Raw genomic sequence first — 18,979 nt, forward strand, 5'->3', positions numbered from 1 at the left:
GGCTGCCCATGAAACCTGCTTCGCCGCTGAACAGACTGAGATCACGCTACGAGGATCTGCTGGGAGTTTGCGATGAGCTGGAAGCCTTCGCGGACGGGTTACCGGGTGTGGTCCCGGCAACCCTATGCGCCCAGTTGATCCGGCGGCTGGCAGACGCGCTGTCGGCAACGCACAGGGAGGAGGAAGCGGTCCTTCTGCCAGTACTATCCTCCTCCACCCAGGTCGGTCTGCGCAACGTTGCCACGCGGCTTCGGCAAGAGCATGTTTTCGATAGCCAGGTTGTGATGGAGATTGAGGAGTCCTTGCTGGACTGGGTGGCCGGGGCTCCGGGGCTTTCGCCTGACGCCATTGGCTACCTGCTTCGGTCCTTCTTCGAAAGTGTGCGCCGTCATGTGCGGTCCGAGCAGGATCTGTTGCTCTTGCTGTTCGAGGGAATGCCGCCAGCCGGGGTGCTACATTGACCCAGTTCGCGCTTGCCCTCGCGGCCTTCCTCGCGCTCCATTCCATTCCGGCCATGCCGGGGGTTCGACGGCAACTGATCGCCACGTTCGGTTTCCAATCCTACCTCCTCGGCTACTCGGCGGTCTCTATCGCCGGCCTTGCATGGGTGTTTCACGCGGCATTCGCGCTGGATTACATAGAGTTGTGGCCACCCGCCCCCTGGCAGGCCTGGCCGGCAATCCTGCTGTCGCCGGTCTCCGCGTTGCTGATCGCCGCCGGCCTGATCAGTGGCAATCCGGCCTCAATCTCGATGCGACGGGTGGGTGGCCAACCCGGCGCCATTGTCGCGATCACTCGTCACCCTGTCCTCTGGGGCTTCCTCCTCTGGTCATTCAGCCATATGCTGGCCAATGGGGATCTGCGCAGCTTGCTGCTCTTCGGTTCCCTGGCTCTCTTTTCAGCGGCCGGAATGTGGATCGTCGAACGGCGACAGCGCCGCACCCTGGGAGTAGACTGGATCCAGATCCAGTCATCGTCCAGCATCCTGCCGTTCGCCGCCATAGCGCGAGGCCGAGCCAGATTGAGATTTGACCGGGAAATGGGCATTGCCCTGGTCTTGTCGGTCCTGATCACAATCTGGCTCCTTTCGGGTGGTCACGCTGCCCTGTTTGGAGCGGACCCGCTGGCCATGGCGGCGCTTTAGCCGGTTTCGCCATCCCAAGCCCTCGCCTCCGGCTTCCCCGGCAGGCCCAGGAGGTCGATGGCTCGGGCAGCCAGGTGGTCGACAACGTCTTCGAGCGTTTCCGGCCGATGATAGAATGCGGGGACTGGGGGCATGACGATGGCCCCAATCTCGGTGACGGCCACCATGTTTCGCAGATGCCCCAGGTGCAGCGGTGTTTCGCGGGCCAGCAACACCAGCCGCCGACGCTCCTTGAGGTGGACATCGGCTGCACGAGTCACGAGGTTGTCGGTTATCCCGGCGGCAATCGCGGCAAGGGTCCGCATCGAACAGGGCGCAATGATCATGCCCGCGGTTCCGAGCGACCCGCTGGCAATGCTCGCGCCGATATCTGCTTGGTCGTGGCTCCGCGTTGCCATGGACGTCACCTGGTCGTATGCCTTTGGGCCGACTTCGTGCGCCAGGGTTCGTCGGGCAGCCGCGGAAACGACCAACTCGGTCTCCACGTCCGGTCTGGCCGCCAGACGTTGCGCGATCCGCAAGCCCAGTGCTGCCCCTGACGCTCCGGTCAGGGCCAGGACGATGCGGCAGGTCATCTGTCAAACCCCAGCTCTGGCCAGATTTCGTTGACGCGGCGGACGACTGCCTCGTCCATCGCCAGGGGCACGCCCCATTGCCGGTCGGTCTCGGTGCCAATCTTGGTGGTCGCATCCAGGCCCAGCTTGCCCCCCAGGCCCGATCGGGCCGAGGCGAAATCCAGGTAATCGATCGGTGTGTCTGGGATGACCACAAGATCGCGGGGCGCATCGAACCGCGTCGATACAGCCCACATGACATCGGCCCAGCTTCGCACATCGATGTCCGGGTCAACCGCAATGATCAGCTTGGTCATGCTGAACTGGGGCAGCATGGACCACAGGCCCATCATCACCCGCCTTGCCTGGCCGGGATAGCGCTTGTCCATGGAGACGACCATTGTTCGGTAGGAGCAGGCCTCAGGTGGCAACCAGAGGTCATGGATTTCCGGAAACTGCGCCCGCGCCAGTGGCACAAACAGCGGAGTCATGGCTTCCCCCAGCCGGGAAGGCTCATCGGGGGGCCGTCCGGTATAGGTGGACAGAAATATCGGGTCGCGCCGCATGGTGATCGCGCTCAGGCGCACCACCGGGAAAGGCTCCACTGAGTTGTAGTAGCCAGTGTGGTCGCCATAGGGTCCCTCCAGGGCCGTTTCCTCCACATCGACCATCCCCTCAAGGACAATCTCGGCCTCTGCCGGAACGGGCAGATCGACCGTGACGGCGCGGGCTATCGAACTGCGCTTGCGTCGCAGGACGCCGGCAAAGGCCATCTCGTTGAGCCCGTCGGGCAGGGGCATGACCGCAGCCAGCAAGATTGCCGGATCGGCCCCTATGGCAACGGCTATCGGCATGGGCTTCCCGCGCTTCTGCCATTGCCGGAAGTGTCGCGCACCGCCTCGGCTGGGCAGCCAGCGCACGATCGCTCGATCAGGCCCGAGCACCTGCATGCGGTAGATGCCCACATTGATGTCCGACGGGTCGTCGGGCGCGCGCGTGATCACCAATGGCCAGGTGATCAATGGCGCCGGCTCGCCGGGCCAGCAGGTTTGGATGGGCAGTTTGGTCAGATCGATGGCCGCGCCGGACACTATTGTCTGCTGACAGGGGGGCTTGCTCACCTCCCGCATTCTCAGGTTCAGCGCCGCGCGAAGTAGCCCCCGATGCGCCCAGGCGCCGCTCAGGTTGCGTGGCGGCTTTGGCGCCCTGAGCGCGGCCAGGGCTTTCCCCAGCCTGGGCAAATCCCCAGCGTCCAGTCCCAGTCCCATGGCAATCCGCTCGGTTGTTCCAAACAGGTTGACCAGCACCGGCATGCTCGCCCGCGTTCCATCAGCCATCATAGGCTGCTCCAGCAGCAGCGCCGGCCCGTTGTCCGCGAGCACCCGACGGTGAATCTCGGTGATTTCGTGCTGCATGCTGACCGGCCGGTTTATGCGGTGAAGCAGCCCTTCATGCTCCAATTGGTCCGCGAAGCCCCGCAGACTGCTGGCGATGCGATGCGTGAGCGGTGGCAGGGCTGTGCTTGGCATGGATTGACGCAATGCCACAGGCACAGGCGGCGTTCATTGCGCTGCAACAATGACGCCATCCCCGGCTCGGACTAAGCCTTGTGCCGTCCACACCTCAAGGGAGCCTCCGATGCTCTTGCCGCGCCCGCTCAGCCTCGCACTCGACCGAATACCCCTGCCAGTGGTTCAGGCGGTGGCCGAACGGATTTTCCAGCGGGCATTGCAGCAGCATCCTGACCTCTTCGATCGGCTCGGCGTGGCCGCAGGCAAGCGCTTCCGCTTCACTCCGGCAGATCTCGACCTGAGCTTCCTCGTTCATCCGGCGAGCCGTAGCATCCGCGTCTATCGCAAGGCCAGTGCCCCGGTGGCCGCAGCATCGGTCTCCGGCCCGCTGCTAACCCTGCTTGCCCTGCTTGAGGGACGCCTCGATGGGGACGCCGTCTTCTTCTCGAGGAGCCTCTCGGTTTCCGGCGACATGGAGGCCATGCTGGCACTGCGCAATGCCCTCGATGACTGCGGCTTTGACCTTCCCGCAGACCTGTCAGGGCTGGCTGGTCCGTTTGCCGGGCCGTTCCGTCAACTGGCAGAACTGGTGCGCCGACGGGCGCTGGCAGGATTGGGCTAGAGATGGAACTTATTTGCCCCGCCGGTACGCCTGCAGCCTATCGTGAAGCCGTCGAGGCGGGCGCCGACGCCATCTATTGCGGCTTTCGCAATGAAACCAATGCTCGCAATTTCCCTGGCCTCAACTTCACACCATGGGAAATGCGGACCGCCGTGGCGTTGGGGCATGCCCGTGGCGTAAAAACCTATGTGGCGCTCAACACCTTCATGCGCGCGGGCGCCGAGGACCTCTGGTACAGGGCTGCCGACGATGCTGTGGCGGCGGGTGCCGATGCCCTGATCCTGGCCGATTTGGCTCTGATGGACTATGTCGCCACAACCTATCCGGATCAGCGCCTTCATGTCTCGGTGCAGGCCTCCGCCTCCAATCCCGATGCCATCAACTTCCTGGTGGAAAGCTTTGGGGCAAAGCGCCTGGTGCTACCACGCGTTCTGACTGTCGCCGAGATTGCCGCTGTAGCCCGGCAGGTGGCCTGCGAACTTGAGGTCTTCGCCTTCGGGGGATTGTGCGTGATGGCGGAAGGCCGGTGTTCCCTCTCGTCTTACATTACTGGCCAGTCGCCCAACATGCAGGGGGTGTGTTCTCCCGCCAGCCATGTGACCTACCGCGAGGATGGTCCCACCATGGTGTCCGAGCTTGGCGGCTTCACCATCAACCGGTTCGGAGCCAAGGAGCCAGCGGGATATCCCACGCTGTGCAAGGGCCGGTTCCATATCGCCGATGTCGACGCCTATGCCTTCGAGGACCCCGTTAGCCTTGATGTCATGGACCACCTGGACAGCCTTGAGGCCGCCGGTGTGACGGCGCTCAAGATCGAGGGCCGGCAGCGTGGCAAGGCCTATGTCGCCGAGGTGGTTTCCAGCCTCCGTGCAGCGCTTTCAGCCCCGAAGGCGGAGCGGGCGCAGAGGCTGGTGCAACTGCGCCGTTTGAGCGAGGGCCAGCGGACCACGTCCGGCGCCTATGAGAAGAAATGGCGGTGAACGATGAACGTGCCCGACCTCAAGATCACCATGGGCCCGGTACCGTTTCTCTGGTCCGGAGAGCGTTGGCGAGATTTCTACTTTGGCATTGCCGACTGCGAGCATATCGAAGCCGTCACGCTGGGCGAAGTGGTGTGTTCCAAGCGGGATCACTTTACCCGCCCGTTTCTGCCCGAGGTGCTGGATCGCCTGATCGCGTCCGGCAAATCGGTGGCTCTGGCCTCCCTTGCCCTGGTTACGCTTGAGCGGGAAATCCAGCTGACCCGGCGCCTGGCCTCCGAGGACCACATGGCGGAGGCCAACGACCTCTCCGCGTTGAGCCTGCTTGCCGGAAAGCCGCATCTAGTTGGTCCTTTCGTAAATGTTTACAACGGCGCCACGGCGCGAATGCTGGCCCGGCATGGCGCCACCCGCATCTGCCTGGGGCCTGAACTGCCGCTGGAAGTGGTGGGTGCGATAGTGGCCGGAGCGCCTGAACTGGAATACGAGGTCATCGCCTTCGGCCGGCTGCCCCTGGCTATTTCAGCACGATGTGCCCATGCCCGCGCCAAAGGGTTCTCCAAGGACAATTGCCAGTTTGTCTGCGGAGAGGAGCCGGATGGGCTCGATGTCGATACCCTTGATGGTCAGGCCTTCCTGACGGTCAATGGCGTGCAGACCATGTCGCGTCACTGCCAGGTGCTGCTGGCGGACCTCGACCTCTTGGCCAGGGCCGGCGTCACCCATCTCCGCCTGTCCCCGCAAGACTGCGACATGGTGGCTGTAGCCGCACTCTATGCTGCCGTTCGCGACGGCAATCTGTCGCCCGGGGAGGCCGTCGCGCAGCTCGCGCGGATCTATCCGCAGGTGCCGTTTGCCAATGGCTTCGCCCATGGCAGGGCCGGCCTGGAATGGGTGGCAGCATGAAGCCGCTTGGCCAGGGCAAGGCAGCGCGGGAGCCCGACGCGTTGGTCAACCGCATCCAGAGCATCATCAGTTCGGTGGCGCTCGATTGTGACTGCCGCCAGCGTGTGAACGACGCCCTTGGCCGCTTCGCGGAAATGGAACAGCAACGCGAAACCCGTCGTCATCTGCTCTCCTCTCGGCAGCACCGGGCGGCGATAGCGGCACTTGTCGATCTGCTGGCCGAACTCGAGGAAATCAGCTGGCAGGAGGCAGACCGGTCGGTTTTCTCGGAACTGGCCCACCTTTTTGACGATATCGCCCAGCACGCCAGTACAGGTGCTGAAGACCTCCGCGCGATCCTCAAGGAGAGCGCCGGATGAGCCTGGCGATCAGATATCTGCTTGCCGCACTTGGCATTGCCACCCTGTGCTTGGGCCTGGCGGGGCTCATCCTGCCCGTTGTACCCGGAACCCCCTTCTTGCTGCTGTCAGCCGCCTGCTTCTCCCGATCCTCTGCGCGCTTTGAAACCTGGTTGGTCGAGCATCCAAAGCTTGGCCCTCCCATATCAGCATGGCGACAGTCCCGGGCGATCCCAAAGTCGGCAAAGCGCCTCGCTCTGGCAGCGATGGTCGTCAGCAGCATTGTGGTTCTGACCTCAGCGGCCCTGCCAGCGATAGCTAAGGTTGCAACACTGGTGGTGCTTGCGGCCAGCGCGGCCTACGTGGCGACCCGGCCAACGGCGGCACGGAGGTAAGCCGGCTGGAGCCCGGCGACTGCAACTACGGAATCGCAAGCACCGTCTGAAGCCTTGTGAGGTCGAAGCGACCGGTACGTATATCGACTTCGAGCTCCCAATCGCCGGCGACGGGGATAGTCAGTCCGTCGACGACCCAGCCACCGTCCAATGCAGCGGCCTCGCGCCGTATCGGTTCGATGCCGAGAGAAGGCGAGAGCAATGTAACGGCTACCGATTGCGCGCCCTTGGGAGTGCCTTGAACATCCATCACGGCTATATCGACTGTGACCGGCCCGGCTTGCCCGGGGGAGATGGTCACCATAGCCATGACAGAAGCATCCATAAGGTGGACCAGGATAGGTTCGGCCATAGCTGACTGGACGGGCGCCAAGACCAACGCTCTGGGCGGTGGTGTGAAGCGCCAGCCGGCAACCAAAGCCAGAATGACCACAATAATCCCCAGCTCAAAAGCGATCGACTGGCGGAGGCGTCGGTCTGCTAGGGCCTCACCAGCCAGGGCGGGGCCTGTCAGCCAGAGACGGTTCCAGAGAGCGAGCGCGAATAACGTGGCGAGAAGGCCGAGTTTTGCTGCCAGGACGAGGCCATATGGCGATAACCATTGTGGACCCGGAGCGCCCATCTGTATCACTGCCAGTGCCACGCCCGACAGCACCAGGGGAGCGACGGCATAAGGGATTGCGCGCGAGAACGAAGCCAGCGCCCTGTAGGCGGTTTCGCCGGGATCGCGCAGCAGCGACCAGAGCGGTAACAGCGCGCCCACCCAGAACAGTATTCCCCATATGTGCAGAAAGACGGCAGAACGCGTCAACCACTGCGGCGCGGCTGCGCTTGCGTGGCCGCTCAGGGCCAGCGAAAGCGCAGCCAAAGTGCCGGCAAGCAGCCCGAGACCAATGGTCATGCGGTCCCTGGGCATGCCGAGCACGCAGGCGGCTGCGACAAAAGCGAAGCCATCGACGACCGCTGTCGCGCCATAGCTGGTCGAGAGCGCTGCGCCCCACGCCTTGCCAGTGAAGCCGGAGGAGAGCGGCAAGGCGAGAGCGTCCAGGCCATGCAGGCCAAGCGTGGCTGGCACCAGCAGCAAGCCGAGCATGCAAAGAGCACCCGCTAACAGGCGTAGGCCATTGGGAAATGGAATCAAGGTCGCGACGACCGCGCCACCAACGCCGAAGAAGATGGCGACGAAGAGCAGCGCCTTGCCCGTCCTGAGCGCGATTGCGACTGCCGGTTCGGTGGTTTTGACCGCAACTGCACCGGTCACCCTGCTGATGGAGAGCACGAGCGAGCTTCCGATAGGGTGGCCATCCGTGGAGACCACGCGCCAGCTCAGGACATGAGTGCCCTCATCGAGAACGGACGGCAGGCTTACCGTGACGATCTCGCCGCCAAGGGCATCGCCGGTGATGTCAGAGGAACTGCCGTCAGGGCCGATCAGCATCAGCATCAGCGGGCTGACTGGCTCGTTGAAAGTCAGCGTGACCTGCCCCGGTGCTGCGTCAAGGACGGCGTTCTCACCAGGATCGGTCGCAAGCAGTTGGGCATGGACCCAGGCCATCCCGGAGGAAGGCAGTGCCAAGCTCAGCACTACCCCCCCCCAAGCAGCAACAGGCGAGCAGGCATGCGCATGCCATTCTCCTTGGTTTTGGAGGGCGCGGTGGGAGCCGCGCCCCTTTCTTGGCTAGTGACCTGACGCTCCCGCAGGGACGAGTTCGAGGCTGGGGGCCGGCATCTCGACGTTGTCGGCTCCGGTCACGTCGATCCAGGCTTCTTCGCCGTTCGCGCATTCCTGGACTGCCGGAAAGTAGAACCGGCCCGGCTCGAGGGTGCCAGCAAAGGTGCCGCGGAAGACGAACTCGTCATACCACTCGTTGGGCAGATTGCCGTCCTTCCAGACAATCTCCTTGACGCCTTCTGTCAACGGCGTGCCGTGGTTGTCATAGGACTGGGCATAGGGACCGGTCACCGTCTCCAGAGTCCAGCCAGCCTTTGGCATGGGCTTAACATTGTAGAAGCCTTCGGGAATCTGGATGCGGACGACGTTGGTGGCCTCGGCGCCGCAACCGTGCGGGACGCGCAGCACGGCCTTGTAGGTGGAGCCGATAGCGGCCTGCCGCACTTCGAGGGTGGCGTGGGCGAAGGCGGGGACGGCAGTGAGGGTTGCGGCGGCGACGGCCGCGCAGGCAAAAGTGCGGATCATGATGATCTCCAATGAGAATCTGGTCTGGTGGCAGTAAGGTGCCGAGAGCGTTGTCATACCGTCATCGGAGGGGCGCGGGCTTGGCCGACATGTGGGTCAACAGTCGGCCGAGGCGGGCCCGGACGATAGGGGTAGCTGACCCCGGTCGCGGTGCGTCGGAAGGTGCCGAGTTCCAGCGAACCAGGTTCGGCCGCAATGAGGTCCTGCTTCCCGACGCCGGCAAGAGGACACTTGATCCCGATAGAGGGACCGTCCCCGCCAGTGCCGGGCGACGCTGCCTCGCAGAGCGCCCAGGCCGAGGGGGCGGCGTGGCCGAGTTCGACCAGATCACGCTGGAGACCGCCGGCCTGGTGCAGGGGCACAAGCAGAACAAGGAGATAGACCGCAAGCACGGCGACCGCGCTGCTGAACTCTCTTGCGATGCTCCTCGACCGGAAAGGCATGGTCACCTCATTTGGCAACCGCCTTACAATGGCCTGTCACCCCGCGACCAGTGCAGAAGTGTCGCAATGAACCGGTAGCGACCATTCAGGCCCAGTTCTTTGCCTTGGATCAATTTACCGGCAGGTCTCAAGAAGAAACAATAACAGGCTAAGCAGGTCCCGCTGCCGTCATCGCCCCTTAAGCCAAGCCGGCGCGTCCATCAAAGACAACGATCATGACTTCATCTGTGATTGGGGCTAGCGGCTGGAGTTCTCATTCCTGAAGTGCCCCTAGGTTCCCCAAGTCTGCCATTAAGTCGAAGCCCATGAAATGGGCCGTACTTGTGTAAGCGCAAAGAACTGCCCCCGGATCCCAGATAGTCATTGGCATCATCCCAGGGCGCCGCGATGAAACACGCATCGATCACTGCATTTGAACTCTTGCTTGAAGATGGCAGTGCTACGCTGATCAATGCCCTCGCCGAGTTGATCGTGATCCAGGTCAAGGATCACGGCCATTTTGGCAATGTCATACACCACGTGTCGTCAGGCGACTGGTCCGCGGTCGGGGACGCGATGCGCGAACTCTTTGTGCTGCCGCACGACTGCAGAACCCTAACACCTCTCGCCCGAAACCTTGTAACCATGCTGCACCGGTCGAGTGCCGCAAATCTACGCCCCTTCGGCCCTTGGTTGCTTGACCAGGTAGAGGGTCAAACGACTGCCCTTTTCCGGAGGAGTCTGGAGCGAAGGCTGGAGGACCTGGAAGGGCAAATCCGACGAATGGAGTTCGCTTTTACCAAGTCCGCAGCGCGAATATTGAGCGAGGTGCGACCAAGCGACGTTGACCTAATACAGTGGCCTCCCTTGCCGATGGACACTTCGCTAGGTCATAGGGAACTCTGAAGCGCCCCGGCGGACAATTTTCCAAAAGCCGTTGCGATGTGCTCGGAGCGCGCCTCACCGTCGTGCTGGAGCAGCGATTTCAACAGCCGTGCGATGTCTTCTCCCACCTCATCAATGCGCGCTGCGCTATGCAGCGGCAGGCAGTACAACGCGGACGCCAGCAACACCTCGACTAGCCGATCAATCGAGGTAGCGTCCAGTATGCCAGCCGCCCGCTCCAACTCTACTGGGTCCAAATGCGGTCGCGCGTCGCCGAAGAGTTGGGACAGCAAAAAGTGATGGAAAGCGGCTTCGGCGGCAGCCCAGTGATTGCCGACCAAACGGGTCAGCACTGGGGTAAGTTCGGGATCCCGACGAAGGCGGTCGCTGAACTCAACGGTTAAGGCTCGGAGTTCCTCCCGCTCAAAGTACATGACCATCCCCAAAAAGTTCCCAGACATGCAAACTCCTGCTCAGGCTTGGTCCCCTTTTTGTATCCGTCGGTAATCAGCCCACTTTGACCAGGCGCAAACCCAAAGGAAGTTTCTTGAGGGTGGCGTGAGTAGCGGGGGTGCCTGTGCGGACCGTCAGCTTTTCGGAAATCGCAACGCCGGCCGGAACGTCCGAATTGGGGCGCATAGCGGACGGCCCTACTACCAAGGTGGCTGAATGGTTCCAACGCTGACCGGTCAAATAGCGGTCTGGTGACGATCAGAAGATCGAGACTAGGCCCTTTATTCGAGGGACGTTTTTTCGTCACTCGGAATGGGCGACCTCTTACGTTCTTTAGACCAGACTGCCAGCAAGGCGTTTATTCTCGGTTGAACTCTCTTTCGCGCTTCGATCCGGTCGATGCCAGCCAACAGCAGGCTGTCATAGTCGGTCATGACATGACGAAGAATTCCCTGCATCGTTGTGCCCACCGCAGCGCCAAGCGACCTGCCTTGCCAGTCCCTTTCGCTTATTCGTTCTACGATATAGGTGACGGCAAAGTCTGGGCACCCAGGATGGTTCTTGCGGATATGCCGCTCGACGGCCTTCGCTGTGAAACGCGTCATTGCGAGCACGCTCGAGTCGCGTACTCGCAACCCATGCTGATGTGCCATGGATAGGTGGGCCGTTGCTTGCTGAACAACTCATCCGACTTTTGCTCGGGGTCTGACAGGCGACATGCCTGGTTCAGAATTTTCTCTATTCCCGCAAAAACAATCTGCATCCCAAATCTGCGATGGCTATAGCGCAAATCAGAGCCAGGTCTCTGGCTGTGACGCTGAGGTTAAATCGTTGAACTATATATTCGAAATCGCAACTCACAATTCCATAGCCAATCTCCCTACCGAAGTGAAGGCATCTGGCCGTTGGGAATTGAGCCAGGAGCTGACACCGCCGGCGCACAACTTGGTCTCCCAGTAAAGTGGCTGGGCCCCACGCTGACGAGGCTCAGGGCGCGAATAGCCAGCCCCCGGTTGCCGTTCATCCAGATACACCGCTGCGCCTCGCGGACGCGGTTAAGCTTGGATTTCCGCTGGGTGGGATGACTGTCTCCGGACTGCGACGAGAGATTGCGCGGGGACGGCTACAGGTCGAGGTGATTGCTGGAAAACAGTTCACCAGTTTAAGGGCGATAGAAGCAATGAGGGTCGCATGCCGCGTGCCAGGAAAGGCGCACATCTCTGGCTCCGAAAGGAGCGAATCAATAAGTCGACCGGAAAGCGGATTGCGAACAGCCAGTGGTTCATCGTCCACGGGACCGAACGTATCTCCACGGGATGCGTTGCTGGCGAAATTGAACGCGCGGAAGAAAAGCTAGCCCAGTATATCACCTCCAAATACGCCCCTGAGAGACGTGTTCGGGATATAGAAACAATCGATGTCGCCGATGTGCTCTCGATCTATGACGAAGACCGCCGGCCAGGGATTGCGAACCAAGCAAAGCACGACGAGCGCATGGCACGCCTTACGACATGGTGGGGCGGCAAAACCTTGTCGGAGGTCACAGGTGTGTCGTGCCGGGCGTATGCAGATTGGCGTGCGCTAGAAGAAGACAGACGGCAGCGAGAGGCCAATGTTAGGCGCGCAGGACGCGGTCAGCGGCCTCTACCACCCAAAACGGCCAGAGGCGGAGCGAGACGCGACTTGGAAGACTTGCGCGCGGCTATCAATCATCACTCGAAAGAGGGCCTGCATCGCGGGGTTGTCGGCGTGTGGCTGCCAGAGAGGGGGCAGCCGCGTGAACGATGGTTGACTCGATCTGAAGCCGCTCGGCTTCTCTGGGTCTGTTGGCGAACCAGGGAGATTCAGGTTCGGCATCGCGGCACACAAAAGGGCAGGCCGTTGGCGACGACAAGGTACCCGCTGCGCCACATCGCTCGCTTCGTCTTGATTGGGCTATACACGGGGACCCGCGCGGCGGCGATCGCTTCTGCGTCCCCGAAAAAGGGCGACGGCAAATCTTATGTCGACCTCGACCGGGGGATATTCTATCGACTTGCAGGAGGTAAGCGCGCCACAAACAAGAGGCAACCGCCGGTACCACTGCCACCGAACTTGTTGAGCCACATGAGAAGGTGGGGCAAGCCAGTTCTGGGTGGCCATCCTCAGGAGCACTTCGTAGTGTGGAACGGCAAGGCAGTGCAGTCCGTCAAGACCGGATTTGGGCGTGCGGTTGAACTTGCAGGCTTGAGTAAAGACGTCACGCCCCACACGTTGCGCCACACAGCTGCGACCTGGCTCATGCAGAATGGTGTTTCCATCTGGGAAGCGGCCGGCTATCTCGGCATGTCCCCAGAAATGGTTGAGAGAACCTATGGTCATCACCATCCAGACCACTTGAAAGGCGCCAGTCTCGGTTTTCGCCGGAACGCATAAAGTGGAGATTTCGGTGGAGACGCCAACCGAGGATCAGGCTAAGCCATTGAAGAATATGGTGGGCCCACCAGGACTCGAACCTGGAACCAGACCGTTATGAGCGGTCGGCTCTAACCATTGAGCTATAGGCCCATCGTGCCGCGTGCGGACGATGGTTGGGCTGGTAGCATGCCCCTGCCGCGCCGGTCAAATGGCCCGGCGAGGGCACTTGGCGCGGCGTCTAGGCCAGCTCCAGCACCACCTCGGGCAGGCCTGCCACCGTGCCGACGATATGGTGAGGCGCCACTGCCGGATGCTTAAGCCGCGCACCTGTGATCAGCACATCCCCCGCCTTGAGCCCATGCCCGCGCGCGCTGGCCACATTGGCGATATAGGTCACCGCCGCGATGATCTGCGCCCAGCTGGCCCCCGCCGCGATCTCTTCGACATCCGCGCCATCATAGCTGAGCTGGGCCGGCAGTGTGGCGAAGTCGACCGCCAGCGGCACCGCCACGCCCGCGCCGACGATCACGGCGGCATTGCTCTGCAAATCCGCCATCTTGAGCAGATGCGGCGCCCCCACCTCCGGCGCAAAGGACGTCGCGCACATCTCGAGCGCAGCATGCACCGTGCCGATGGCCGCCGCCGCCTCCGCATCGGTATAGGCCGCGCTGCGCACCGGCAGCGCCTGGCTCAGCCGCACCGCCACTTCGACTTCCGTGAGATGGATCATCAGTCTGGCCCGCTCCAGCCGCACGCCGCTGGCATGAAAGCGCGATGCCGGAATCGGTGAACAGATCGGCGCCGGATCGTCCCCGGCCAAAACCTTCCAGCCGCCGATGGCGCCCTCATGGACCATCACCGCGTCCTGCACCACATAGGCTGCGTCCAGACTCCCGGGAATCCAGTCCGCCGGCACCGCCGCAATCTGCCGGCTATCCCGCCGCGCTGCAAACAGCGCCTCCGCCAAAGCCTGCACCGTCCCGCTCATGCCTATCCCCTATGCTGATCGCCGCCGCACGCAACGGACCCTGCCTGACAATGTCCCGCCCCCCGGTCATCGGGCAAGCTGCCCGACGCCCATTCCGTCCACCGCCCGCCATTGTCGCGCCACGCCCCTTTGCCTATTGTGCGCTCTGCGCCCATGTGTCGGCATGCGCACCAACATCCGGGGAACCATGCGCGAAGGCGACATCATCAACGGCCTGGTCAAGGGCTTGGCGGTTATCGAATGCTTCGATGAGGAACATGCCAGCCTTTCGATCACCGATGTGGCCCGCCGCACCGGGCTTGAGCGCGCCACCGCCCGCCGCTGCCTGCTCACCCTCACCCATCTCGGCTACGCCAGCTACGACGGCAAGTTCTTCCGCCTCACCCCCCGCATTCTCAATCTGGGCCATTCCTATCTCGCCGCCACCCCGCTGCCGCGCCTGATCCAGCCTTTTCTCGACGATCTCTCGGCCCAGGTCCACGAATCCTCCTCGGCCGCCGTGCTCGACAACACCGAGATCCTCTATATCGCCCGTGCCTCCCATCGCCGCGTCATGTCGATCAACCTGGGCGCCGGCGCCCATTTGCCGGCCTATTGCACCTCCATGGGCCGCATCATGCTGGCCGCCATGCCCCCCCAGGCCGCCGCCGACATCCTCCATCGCTCCGATCTGATCGCCTATACCGCCAAGACCAAGGCCGATCTGGCTTCCATCACCACCGAACTGGCCGTTGTCGCCGCCCAGGGCTTTGCAGTCATCGATGAAGAGCTTGAGCTGGGCCTGTGCTCGATTGCCGTGCCGCTGCACAATATGCAGGGCCACACCGTGGCGGCCCTCAACATCGGCGCCCAGACAGCCCGTGCCTCGACCTCGCACATGATCGCCCATTTCCTGCCGCTCATGCGCAAGGTCCAGGCCGAACTGCGCCCGCTGCTGCGCTGACCCAGCCATCGCATGGCTGTCACATAATCGGCCTATTGAGGGCTTGCTGGCACGTTCGCACCCGCAGCCCGCCCCCACACGGACGCGCCTGTGGAGTTAGCAAGCTTTGTGACGCCGCTCACCAAAAAAAGCCGTCACAAAGCCGGGGCCTCTCCGACATATTGTCGAAATCATCCATATAAAACAGCGCGTTAACCTGTCACAAACGCGTCACTGAAACGCAATAAAACCGTCGTGCGGCGCCAATATGGTCTGGCTCGTCAAAGGGCGGCTCCGGGGAATGACCTTCCGGATTGGCCAGCCAGGTTTGAACTGAATTCCGAAAGGGAACTCCCCATGAAGTCTGCACTTTTCGCCAGTGCTGCCGTGATCGCGCTCGTCGCGTTCGGCACTCCCGTTGCTTTCGCCCAGTCGCGCGACACCATCCAGATCGCTGGCTCGTCCACCGTGCTGCCCTTCGCCTCGATCGTTGCTGAAGAGTTCGGCGCTGCGTTCCCCGAGTTCAAGACCCCGGTCGTCGGCTCCGGCGGCACCGGCGGCGGCCTGAAGCAGTTCTGCGAAGGCGTCGGCGAAAACACCATCGACATCGCCAATGCCTCGCGCGCCATCAAGGACAGCGAAAAGGAAGCCTGTGTCGCCGCTGGCGTCACCGACATCCGTGAAATCCAGTTCGGCTTCGACGGCATCGTGTTCGCTTCGGCCGCTGGTGGCCCGGACTTCGCCCTGACCCCTGCCCAGGTCTACAAGGCCATCGCAGCTCAGGTTCCGGTTGACGGCAAGCTCGTCGACAATCCCTACACCAAGTGGTCGGAAATCGACGCTTCGCTCCCCGACCAGGCAATCGCTCTGGCCATCCCGGGCGCCAACCACGGCACCCGTGAAGTCTTCCAGGAAAAGGTTGTGAACGCCGGTGCCGAGGCTGCTGGCCTTCCCGAAGGCCTGACCGATGACGAGAAGAAGGCTGCCCTGACCACCTTCCGTCAGGACGTCGTTGTCGAAATCGCTGGCGACTACACCGAGACCCTGGCGCGCCTGAGCTCCAACAAGGACACCGTTGGCGTGTTCGGTCTCTCGTTCTACGAGCAGAACAAGGACACCCTCAAGGTTGCCACCATCGACGGCGTCGTTCCGTCGGCTGAATCGGTTGCCGCCGGCGAATACCCGGTCTCGCGTCCCCTGTTCTTCTACGTTAAGGGCCAGCACATCGGCGTGATCCCCGGCATCGAAGAATACGTCTCGTTCTTCCTCTCCGACGCCATCTCGGGCGCCGGTGGTTCGCTGGAGGCAGCTGGCCTGATCCCGCAGCCGGCTGACAAGACCGCTGAAGTTCTCGCCGCTTTCGAAGCCGGCGCGAAGTAAGAAACTCCTTGGGCCGCGCCTCTGGCGCGGCCCATTTCCCGTTGGCGAGGGCGCGTAACCATGAATTCCCTGATCATTGCCGGCATGCTGCTCGTTCTGCTCGGCCTGGCATATCAGTCCGGCTGGTCGCGCAGCCGCGGCCTGGCCACCACTGCCGGCGTCAAGGTTCACTCCCGCCCGCAGTACCACGGCTCCTATGTGGCCATCTGGGCCATGCTGCCCGCGCTTGTCGTTCTCGGCCTCTGGGGCTGGTTCGGCGAGGGCATCACCACCAATTACATCACCGGCCAGATCCCGGCCGATACGCTCTCCGGCCTTGATCCGGTCGCGCTCGATGCCACCGTCGCCCGCATCCGCTCCCTGGCCACCGGCTATGGCGTGGCCGGCGATGTGCAGCCTTTTGAGCAGGCCGCCGCCGATGCGCTGCGTTCCTTCCAGTTCATCACCTTCGTGGTGGTCACCGTGCTGGCCGCCGTCGCCGGCATTGCCGCGCTGCTCTATGCGCGCAGCCGGATCACGGCGCGTCTGCGGGCCCGCAATGCTGTCGAGAGCGTCATCAATGTCGCCCTCATCGCCTGCTCGGCTGTGGCGATCCTGACCACGGTAGGCATCGTCGCCTCGCTGCTGACCGAAGCCATCCACTTCTTCTCCTTCGTCAACCCGATCGAATTCTTCTTCGGCACGGTGTGGAACCCAAGCTTCTCGTCCACCGACACGGGCGCCCATGGCCAGTATGGCCTGCTGCCCCTGCTGGCCGGCACGCTGATGATCACCATCATCGCCATGCTGGTCGCTGTCCCGGTGGGTCTGATGGCCGCCATCTACCTCAGCCAATACGCCCATCCGCGCCTGCGCGCGGTCGCCAAGCCGATCATCGAAGTTCTGGCCGGCATTCCCACCATCGTCTTCGGCTTCTTCGCCCTGGTGACTGTGGGTCCGTTCCTCCGCGATTTCGGCAATCTGGTGGGCCTGGACATCAAGGCCACCAGCGCGCTGACTGCCGGCGTGGTCATGGGCATCATGATCATCCCCTTCGTGTCCTCGCTCAGCGACGACATTCTCAACCAGGTGCCGCGCACCCTGCGCGACGGTGCCTATGGCCTGGGCGCCACCAAGTCCGAGACCATCCGCAATGTGCTGCTGCCCGCAGCCCTGCCCGGCATCGTCGGCGCCTTCCTGCTGGCCGTCAGCCGTGCCGTGGGTGAAACCATGATCGTGGTGCTCGCCGCCGGCAACAGCCCGGTGCTGCGCGGCAATCCCTTCGAGCCGGTGGCCACCATCACCGTCTCCATCGTCAATCAGCTCACCGGCGATAGCGACTTTGCCGGGCCGCAGTCCCTGGTTGCCTTTGCCCTGGGCCTGACGCTCTTCATCATCACGCTCTGCCTCAACATCTTCGCCCTGTACATTGTCCGTCGCTTCCGGGAGCAGTACGAATAATCATGACCGCTACTGTGTCCAACACCCATCTGTCGTCCATCGAGCGGACAAAGCTCATCCGCGCCAGCCTCACCCGGCGTAACCTGAGCGAGAAGATTTTCCGCGGCCTCGGCCTGGCCGCGGTCGTCCTGGCCCTGGGCTTTGTTGCCCTGCTGTTCATCGACGTGGGTCGCAAGGGCATCCCCGCCTTTACCCAGTCGAACCTGCACCTGTCGGTCAACTTCGATCCGGCCATCATCGGCGTTGAACCGGCCCCGGTTCAGGCCGCCGGCCAGTCTGATGCCGATTTCCAGGCGGCCAACCTGAAGTGGCAGCGCGATGTGGCCATGCTGAACTGGAACAAGGTCATCGAGGCCAGCCTGCGCACCATGGTGCCGGCGGGCGTCGAGATCACCAGCAAGGACCTGCTGACCATCGCCGAGACCGATGCCCGCCATGAAGTGCGCGAGCGCTTCGTTGCCGATCCGTCCCTGCTCGGCCAGACCGTCGACATCGACGTCCTCGCCTCGGCCAATGCCGCCAACTGGATCAAGGGCAATATCGACCGCTCCCTGCCCGACAGCCAGCAGCAGCTCTCCGCCCCGGCCCGCGCCGTCATCGACACCATGGTTGCCAATGGCAAGATCAGCAATGGCTTCTCCTGGTCGATCTTCACCAATGTGGACAGCCGTTCCGCCCCGGCCAGCGCCGGCCTGCTCGGCGCCTTCGTCGGCACGCTCTACATGATGCTGATCGTCATCGTTCTCGCCGTGCCGATCGGGGTGGCCAGCGCCATCTATCTTGAGGAATTTGCCCCCAAGTCGAAGCTGACCGACTTCATCGAGGTCAACATCAACAATCTGGCAGCCGTGCCCTCCATCGTCTTCGGTCTGCTCGGCGCCGCTGCCTTCATCAACTACATGCACCTGCCCATCTCGGCCCCCATCGTGGGCGGCCTGGTGCTGACGCTGATGACCCTGCCCACCATCATCATCGCCACCCGCGGTGCGCTGCTGGGCGTCTCGCCCGCCCTGCGCCAGGCGGCTCTGGGCATGGGTGCATCCAAGACGCAGATGGTGTTCCACCATGTGCTGCCGGTCACCTTCCCCTCGATCCTGACCGCCACCATCCTGGGCGTGGCCCACGCCCTGGGCGAAACCGCCCCGCTCCTGCTGATCGGCATGAAGGCCTTCGTGGCGTCCGTCCCGGTCACCCCCTTCGATCAGGCCACCGCCCTGCCCGTCCAGATTTACCTCTGGCAGGGCAATGAGAACCGCAATTTCTTTGAACCCCGCACTGCCGCAGCGATCATCGTCCTGCTTATGGTGATGATCTGCTTGAACGGCGTCGCGATCTACCTGCGCAGCCGCCTCGAAAAGCGCGCCTGATCGCGATACCAGACACAAGGATGACGCAAATGGATATGGTCGCCGGCAAGGTTAAAATGACTCAGCAATCAGTGAACA

Annotated in this window: 20 protein-coding genes and 1 tRNA gene; 13 read left to right on the forward strand and 8 right to left on the reverse strand. The window is 62.8% G+C overall.

The annotated features are described in order from the left end of the window. The first annotated feature begins 8 nt into the window (after positions 1-8). Both E8M79_RS15370 and E8M79_RS15375 read left to right on the forward strand, forming a co-directional pair. Entirely contained in the window at positions 9-461 is a 453-nt protein-coding gene (locus E8M79_RS15370) for a hemerythrin domain-containing protein (RefSeq protein ID WP_137152733.1), read from the forward strand. Continuing rightward, the gene (locus E8M79_RS15375) at positions 458-1,144 is read left to right on the forward strand and encodes an NnrU family protein (RefSeq protein ID WP_137152734.1); all 687 of its coding nucleotides are present in this window, start codon (positions 458-460) and stop codon (positions 1,142-1,144) included. The genes E8M79_RS15370 and E8M79_RS15375 overlap by 4 nt, the downstream gene beginning before the upstream one ends. Here the strand turns inward: E8M79_RS15375 and E8M79_RS15380 are convergent. Together E8M79_RS15380 and E8M79_RS15385 are read right to left on the reverse strand one after the other, a co-directional pair. After that, entirely contained in the window at positions 1,141-1,719 is a 579-nt protein-coding gene (locus tag E8M79_RS15380) for a UbiX family flavin prenyltransferase (RefSeq protein ID WP_137152735.1), read from the reverse strand. The two genes, E8M79_RS15375 and E8M79_RS15380, sit on opposite strands and share 4 nt — an antisense overlap. Next, positions 1,716-3,227, reverse strand: coding sequence for a UbiD family decarboxylase (locus E8M79_RS15385; protein ID WP_137152736.1), 1,512 nt, complete (start codon positions 3,225-3,227; stop codon positions 1,716-1,718). The genes E8M79_RS15380 and E8M79_RS15385 overlap by 4 nt, the downstream gene beginning before the upstream one ends. Before the next feature lie 109 nt (positions 3,228-3,336). On the opposite strand from E8M79_RS15385, the gene E8M79_RS15390 reads away from it, so the two are divergent. The 5 genes from E8M79_RS15390 to E8M79_RS15410 are packed head-to-tail and all read left to right on the forward strand — an operon-like array spanning position 3,337 to position 6,450. Further along, positions 3,337-3,831 (forward strand): SCP2 sterol-binding domain-containing protein, encoded by a 495-nt coding sequence (locus E8M79_RS15390; protein WP_137152737.1) that lies wholly within the window; start codon positions 3,337-3,339, stop codon positions 3,829-3,831. 2 nt (positions 3,832-3,833) lie between these two features. Continuing rightward, a complete protein-coding gene (locus E8M79_RS15395; protein ID WP_137152738.1) occupies positions 3,834-4,811 on the forward strand; it encodes a peptidase U32 family protein in 978 nt (325 codons plus the stop codon). A 3-nt stretch (positions 4,812-4,814) separates the two neighbouring features. Next, positions 4,815-5,717 carry a U32 family peptidase gene (locus E8M79_RS15400; protein WP_137152739.1) on the forward strand — a complete coding sequence of 301 codons (903 nt, stop codon included), beginning with the start codon at positions 4,815-4,817 and terminating at the stop codon, positions 5,715-5,717. Then, positions 5,714-6,076: a hypothetical protein gene (locus E8M79_RS15405; protein ID WP_137152740.1), complete on the forward strand. Its 363-nt coding sequence runs from the start codon at positions 5,714-5,716 to the stop codon at positions 6,074-6,076. The genes E8M79_RS15400 and E8M79_RS15405 overlap by 4 nt, the downstream gene beginning before the upstream one ends. Further along, positions 6,073-6,450, forward strand: coding sequence for a YbaN family protein (locus E8M79_RS15410; protein ID WP_137152741.1), 378 nt, complete (start codon positions 6,073-6,075; stop codon positions 6,448-6,450). Before E8M79_RS15405 ends, E8M79_RS15410 begins: the two co-directional genes overlap by 4 nt. Positions 6,451-6,475: 25 nt before the next feature. Here E8M79_RS15410 and E8M79_RS15415 read toward each other — a convergent pair whose 3' ends face one another. After that, positions 6,476-8,026 carry a copper resistance protein CopC gene (locus E8M79_RS15415; protein WP_137152742.1) on the reverse strand — a complete coding sequence of 517 codons (1,551 nt, stop codon included), beginning with the start codon at positions 8,024-8,026 and terminating at the stop codon, positions 6,476-6,478. A 102-nt stretch (positions 8,027-8,128) separates the two neighbouring features. After that, on the reverse strand, positions 8,129-8,647 hold the full coding sequence (locus E8M79_RS15420; protein WP_137152743.1) for a DUF1775 domain-containing protein: 519 nt from the start codon (positions 8,645-8,647) through the stop codon (positions 8,129-8,131). 308 nt (positions 8,648-8,955) lie between these two features. Between E8M79_RS15420 and E8M79_RS15425 the strand changes: the two genes are divergently transcribed. After that, positions 8,956-9,168 carry a hypothetical protein gene (locus tag E8M79_RS15425; RefSeq protein WP_137152744.1) on the forward strand — a complete coding sequence of 71 codons (213 nt, stop codon included), beginning with the start codon at positions 8,956-8,958 and terminating at the stop codon, positions 9,166-9,168. 791 nt (positions 9,169-9,959) lie between these two features. Here E8M79_RS15425 and E8M79_RS15430 read toward each other — a convergent pair. Both E8M79_RS15430 and E8M79_RS15435 read right to left on the reverse strand, forming a co-directional pair. Beyond that, positions 9,960-10,415, reverse strand: a complete 456-nt coding sequence (locus E8M79_RS15430; RefSeq protein WP_137152745.1) for a hypothetical protein — start codon at positions 10,413-10,415, stop codon at positions 9,960-9,962. A 273-nt stretch (positions 10,416-10,688) separates the two neighbouring features. Further along, complete coding sequence (locus E8M79_RS15435; protein WP_137152746.1) at positions 10,689-11,012, reverse strand: DUF2293 domain-containing protein; 324 nt, start codon at positions 11,010-11,012, stop codon at positions 10,689-10,691. 889 nt (positions 11,013-11,901) lie between these two features. On the opposite strand from E8M79_RS15435, the gene E8M79_RS15440 reads away from it, so the two are divergent. Next, complete coding sequence (locus tag E8M79_RS15440) at positions 11,902-12,822, forward strand: tyrosine-type recombinase/integrase (protein ID WP_248305074.1); 921 nt, start codon at positions 11,902-11,904, stop codon at positions 12,820-12,822. A 56-nt stretch (positions 12,823-12,878) separates the two neighbouring features. Here the strand turns inward: E8M79_RS15440 and E8M79_RS15445 are convergent. Both E8M79_RS15445 and E8M79_RS15450 read right to left on the reverse strand, forming a co-directional pair. Beyond that, a tRNA-Ile gene (locus E8M79_RS15445) sits at positions 12,879-12,954 on the reverse strand. Positions 12,955-13,042: 88 nt separating this feature from the next. After that, positions 13,043-13,792 (reverse strand): hypothetical protein, encoded by a 750-nt coding sequence (locus E8M79_RS15450; protein ID WP_137152748.1) that lies wholly within the window; start codon positions 13,790-13,792, stop codon positions 13,043-13,045. A gap of 187 nt (positions 13,793-13,979) precedes the next feature. Between E8M79_RS15450 and E8M79_RS15455 the strand changes: the two genes are divergently transcribed. The 4 genes from E8M79_RS15455 (at position 13,980) to pstA (ending at position 18,901) form a co-directional block, all read left to right on the forward strand. After that, positions 13,980-14,735, forward strand: a complete 756-nt coding sequence (locus tag E8M79_RS15455) for an IclR family transcriptional regulator C-terminal domain-containing protein (protein WP_137153407.1) — start codon at positions 13,980-13,982, stop codon at positions 14,733-14,735. 336 nt (positions 14,736-15,071) lie between these two features. Next, complete coding sequence (locus E8M79_RS15460) at positions 15,072-16,094, forward strand: substrate-binding domain-containing protein (protein WP_137152749.1); 1,023 nt, start codon at positions 15,072-15,074, stop codon at positions 16,092-16,094. Between the two features lie 60 nt (positions 16,095-16,154). Further along, positions 16,155-17,534 carry a phosphate ABC transporter permease subunit PstC gene (gene pstC / locus E8M79_RS15465; protein WP_137152750.1) on the forward strand — a complete coding sequence of 460 codons (1,380 nt, stop codon included), beginning with the start codon at positions 16,155-16,157 and terminating at the stop codon, positions 17,532-17,534. Positions 17,535-17,536: 2 nt separating this feature from the next. Further along, the gene (gene pstA, locus E8M79_RS15470) at positions 17,537-18,901 is read left to right on the forward strand and encodes a phosphate ABC transporter permease PstA (RefSeq protein ID WP_137152751.1); all 1,365 of its coding nucleotides are present in this window, start codon (positions 17,537-17,539) and stop codon (positions 18,899-18,901) included. The last annotated feature ends 78 nt before the right edge of the window (positions 18,902-18,979 follow it).

The sequence above is a fragment of the Devosia sp. FKR38 genome, assembly GCF_005222805.1.
GTDB lineage: Bacteria > Pseudomonadota > Alphaproteobacteria > Rhizobiales > Devosiaceae > Devosia.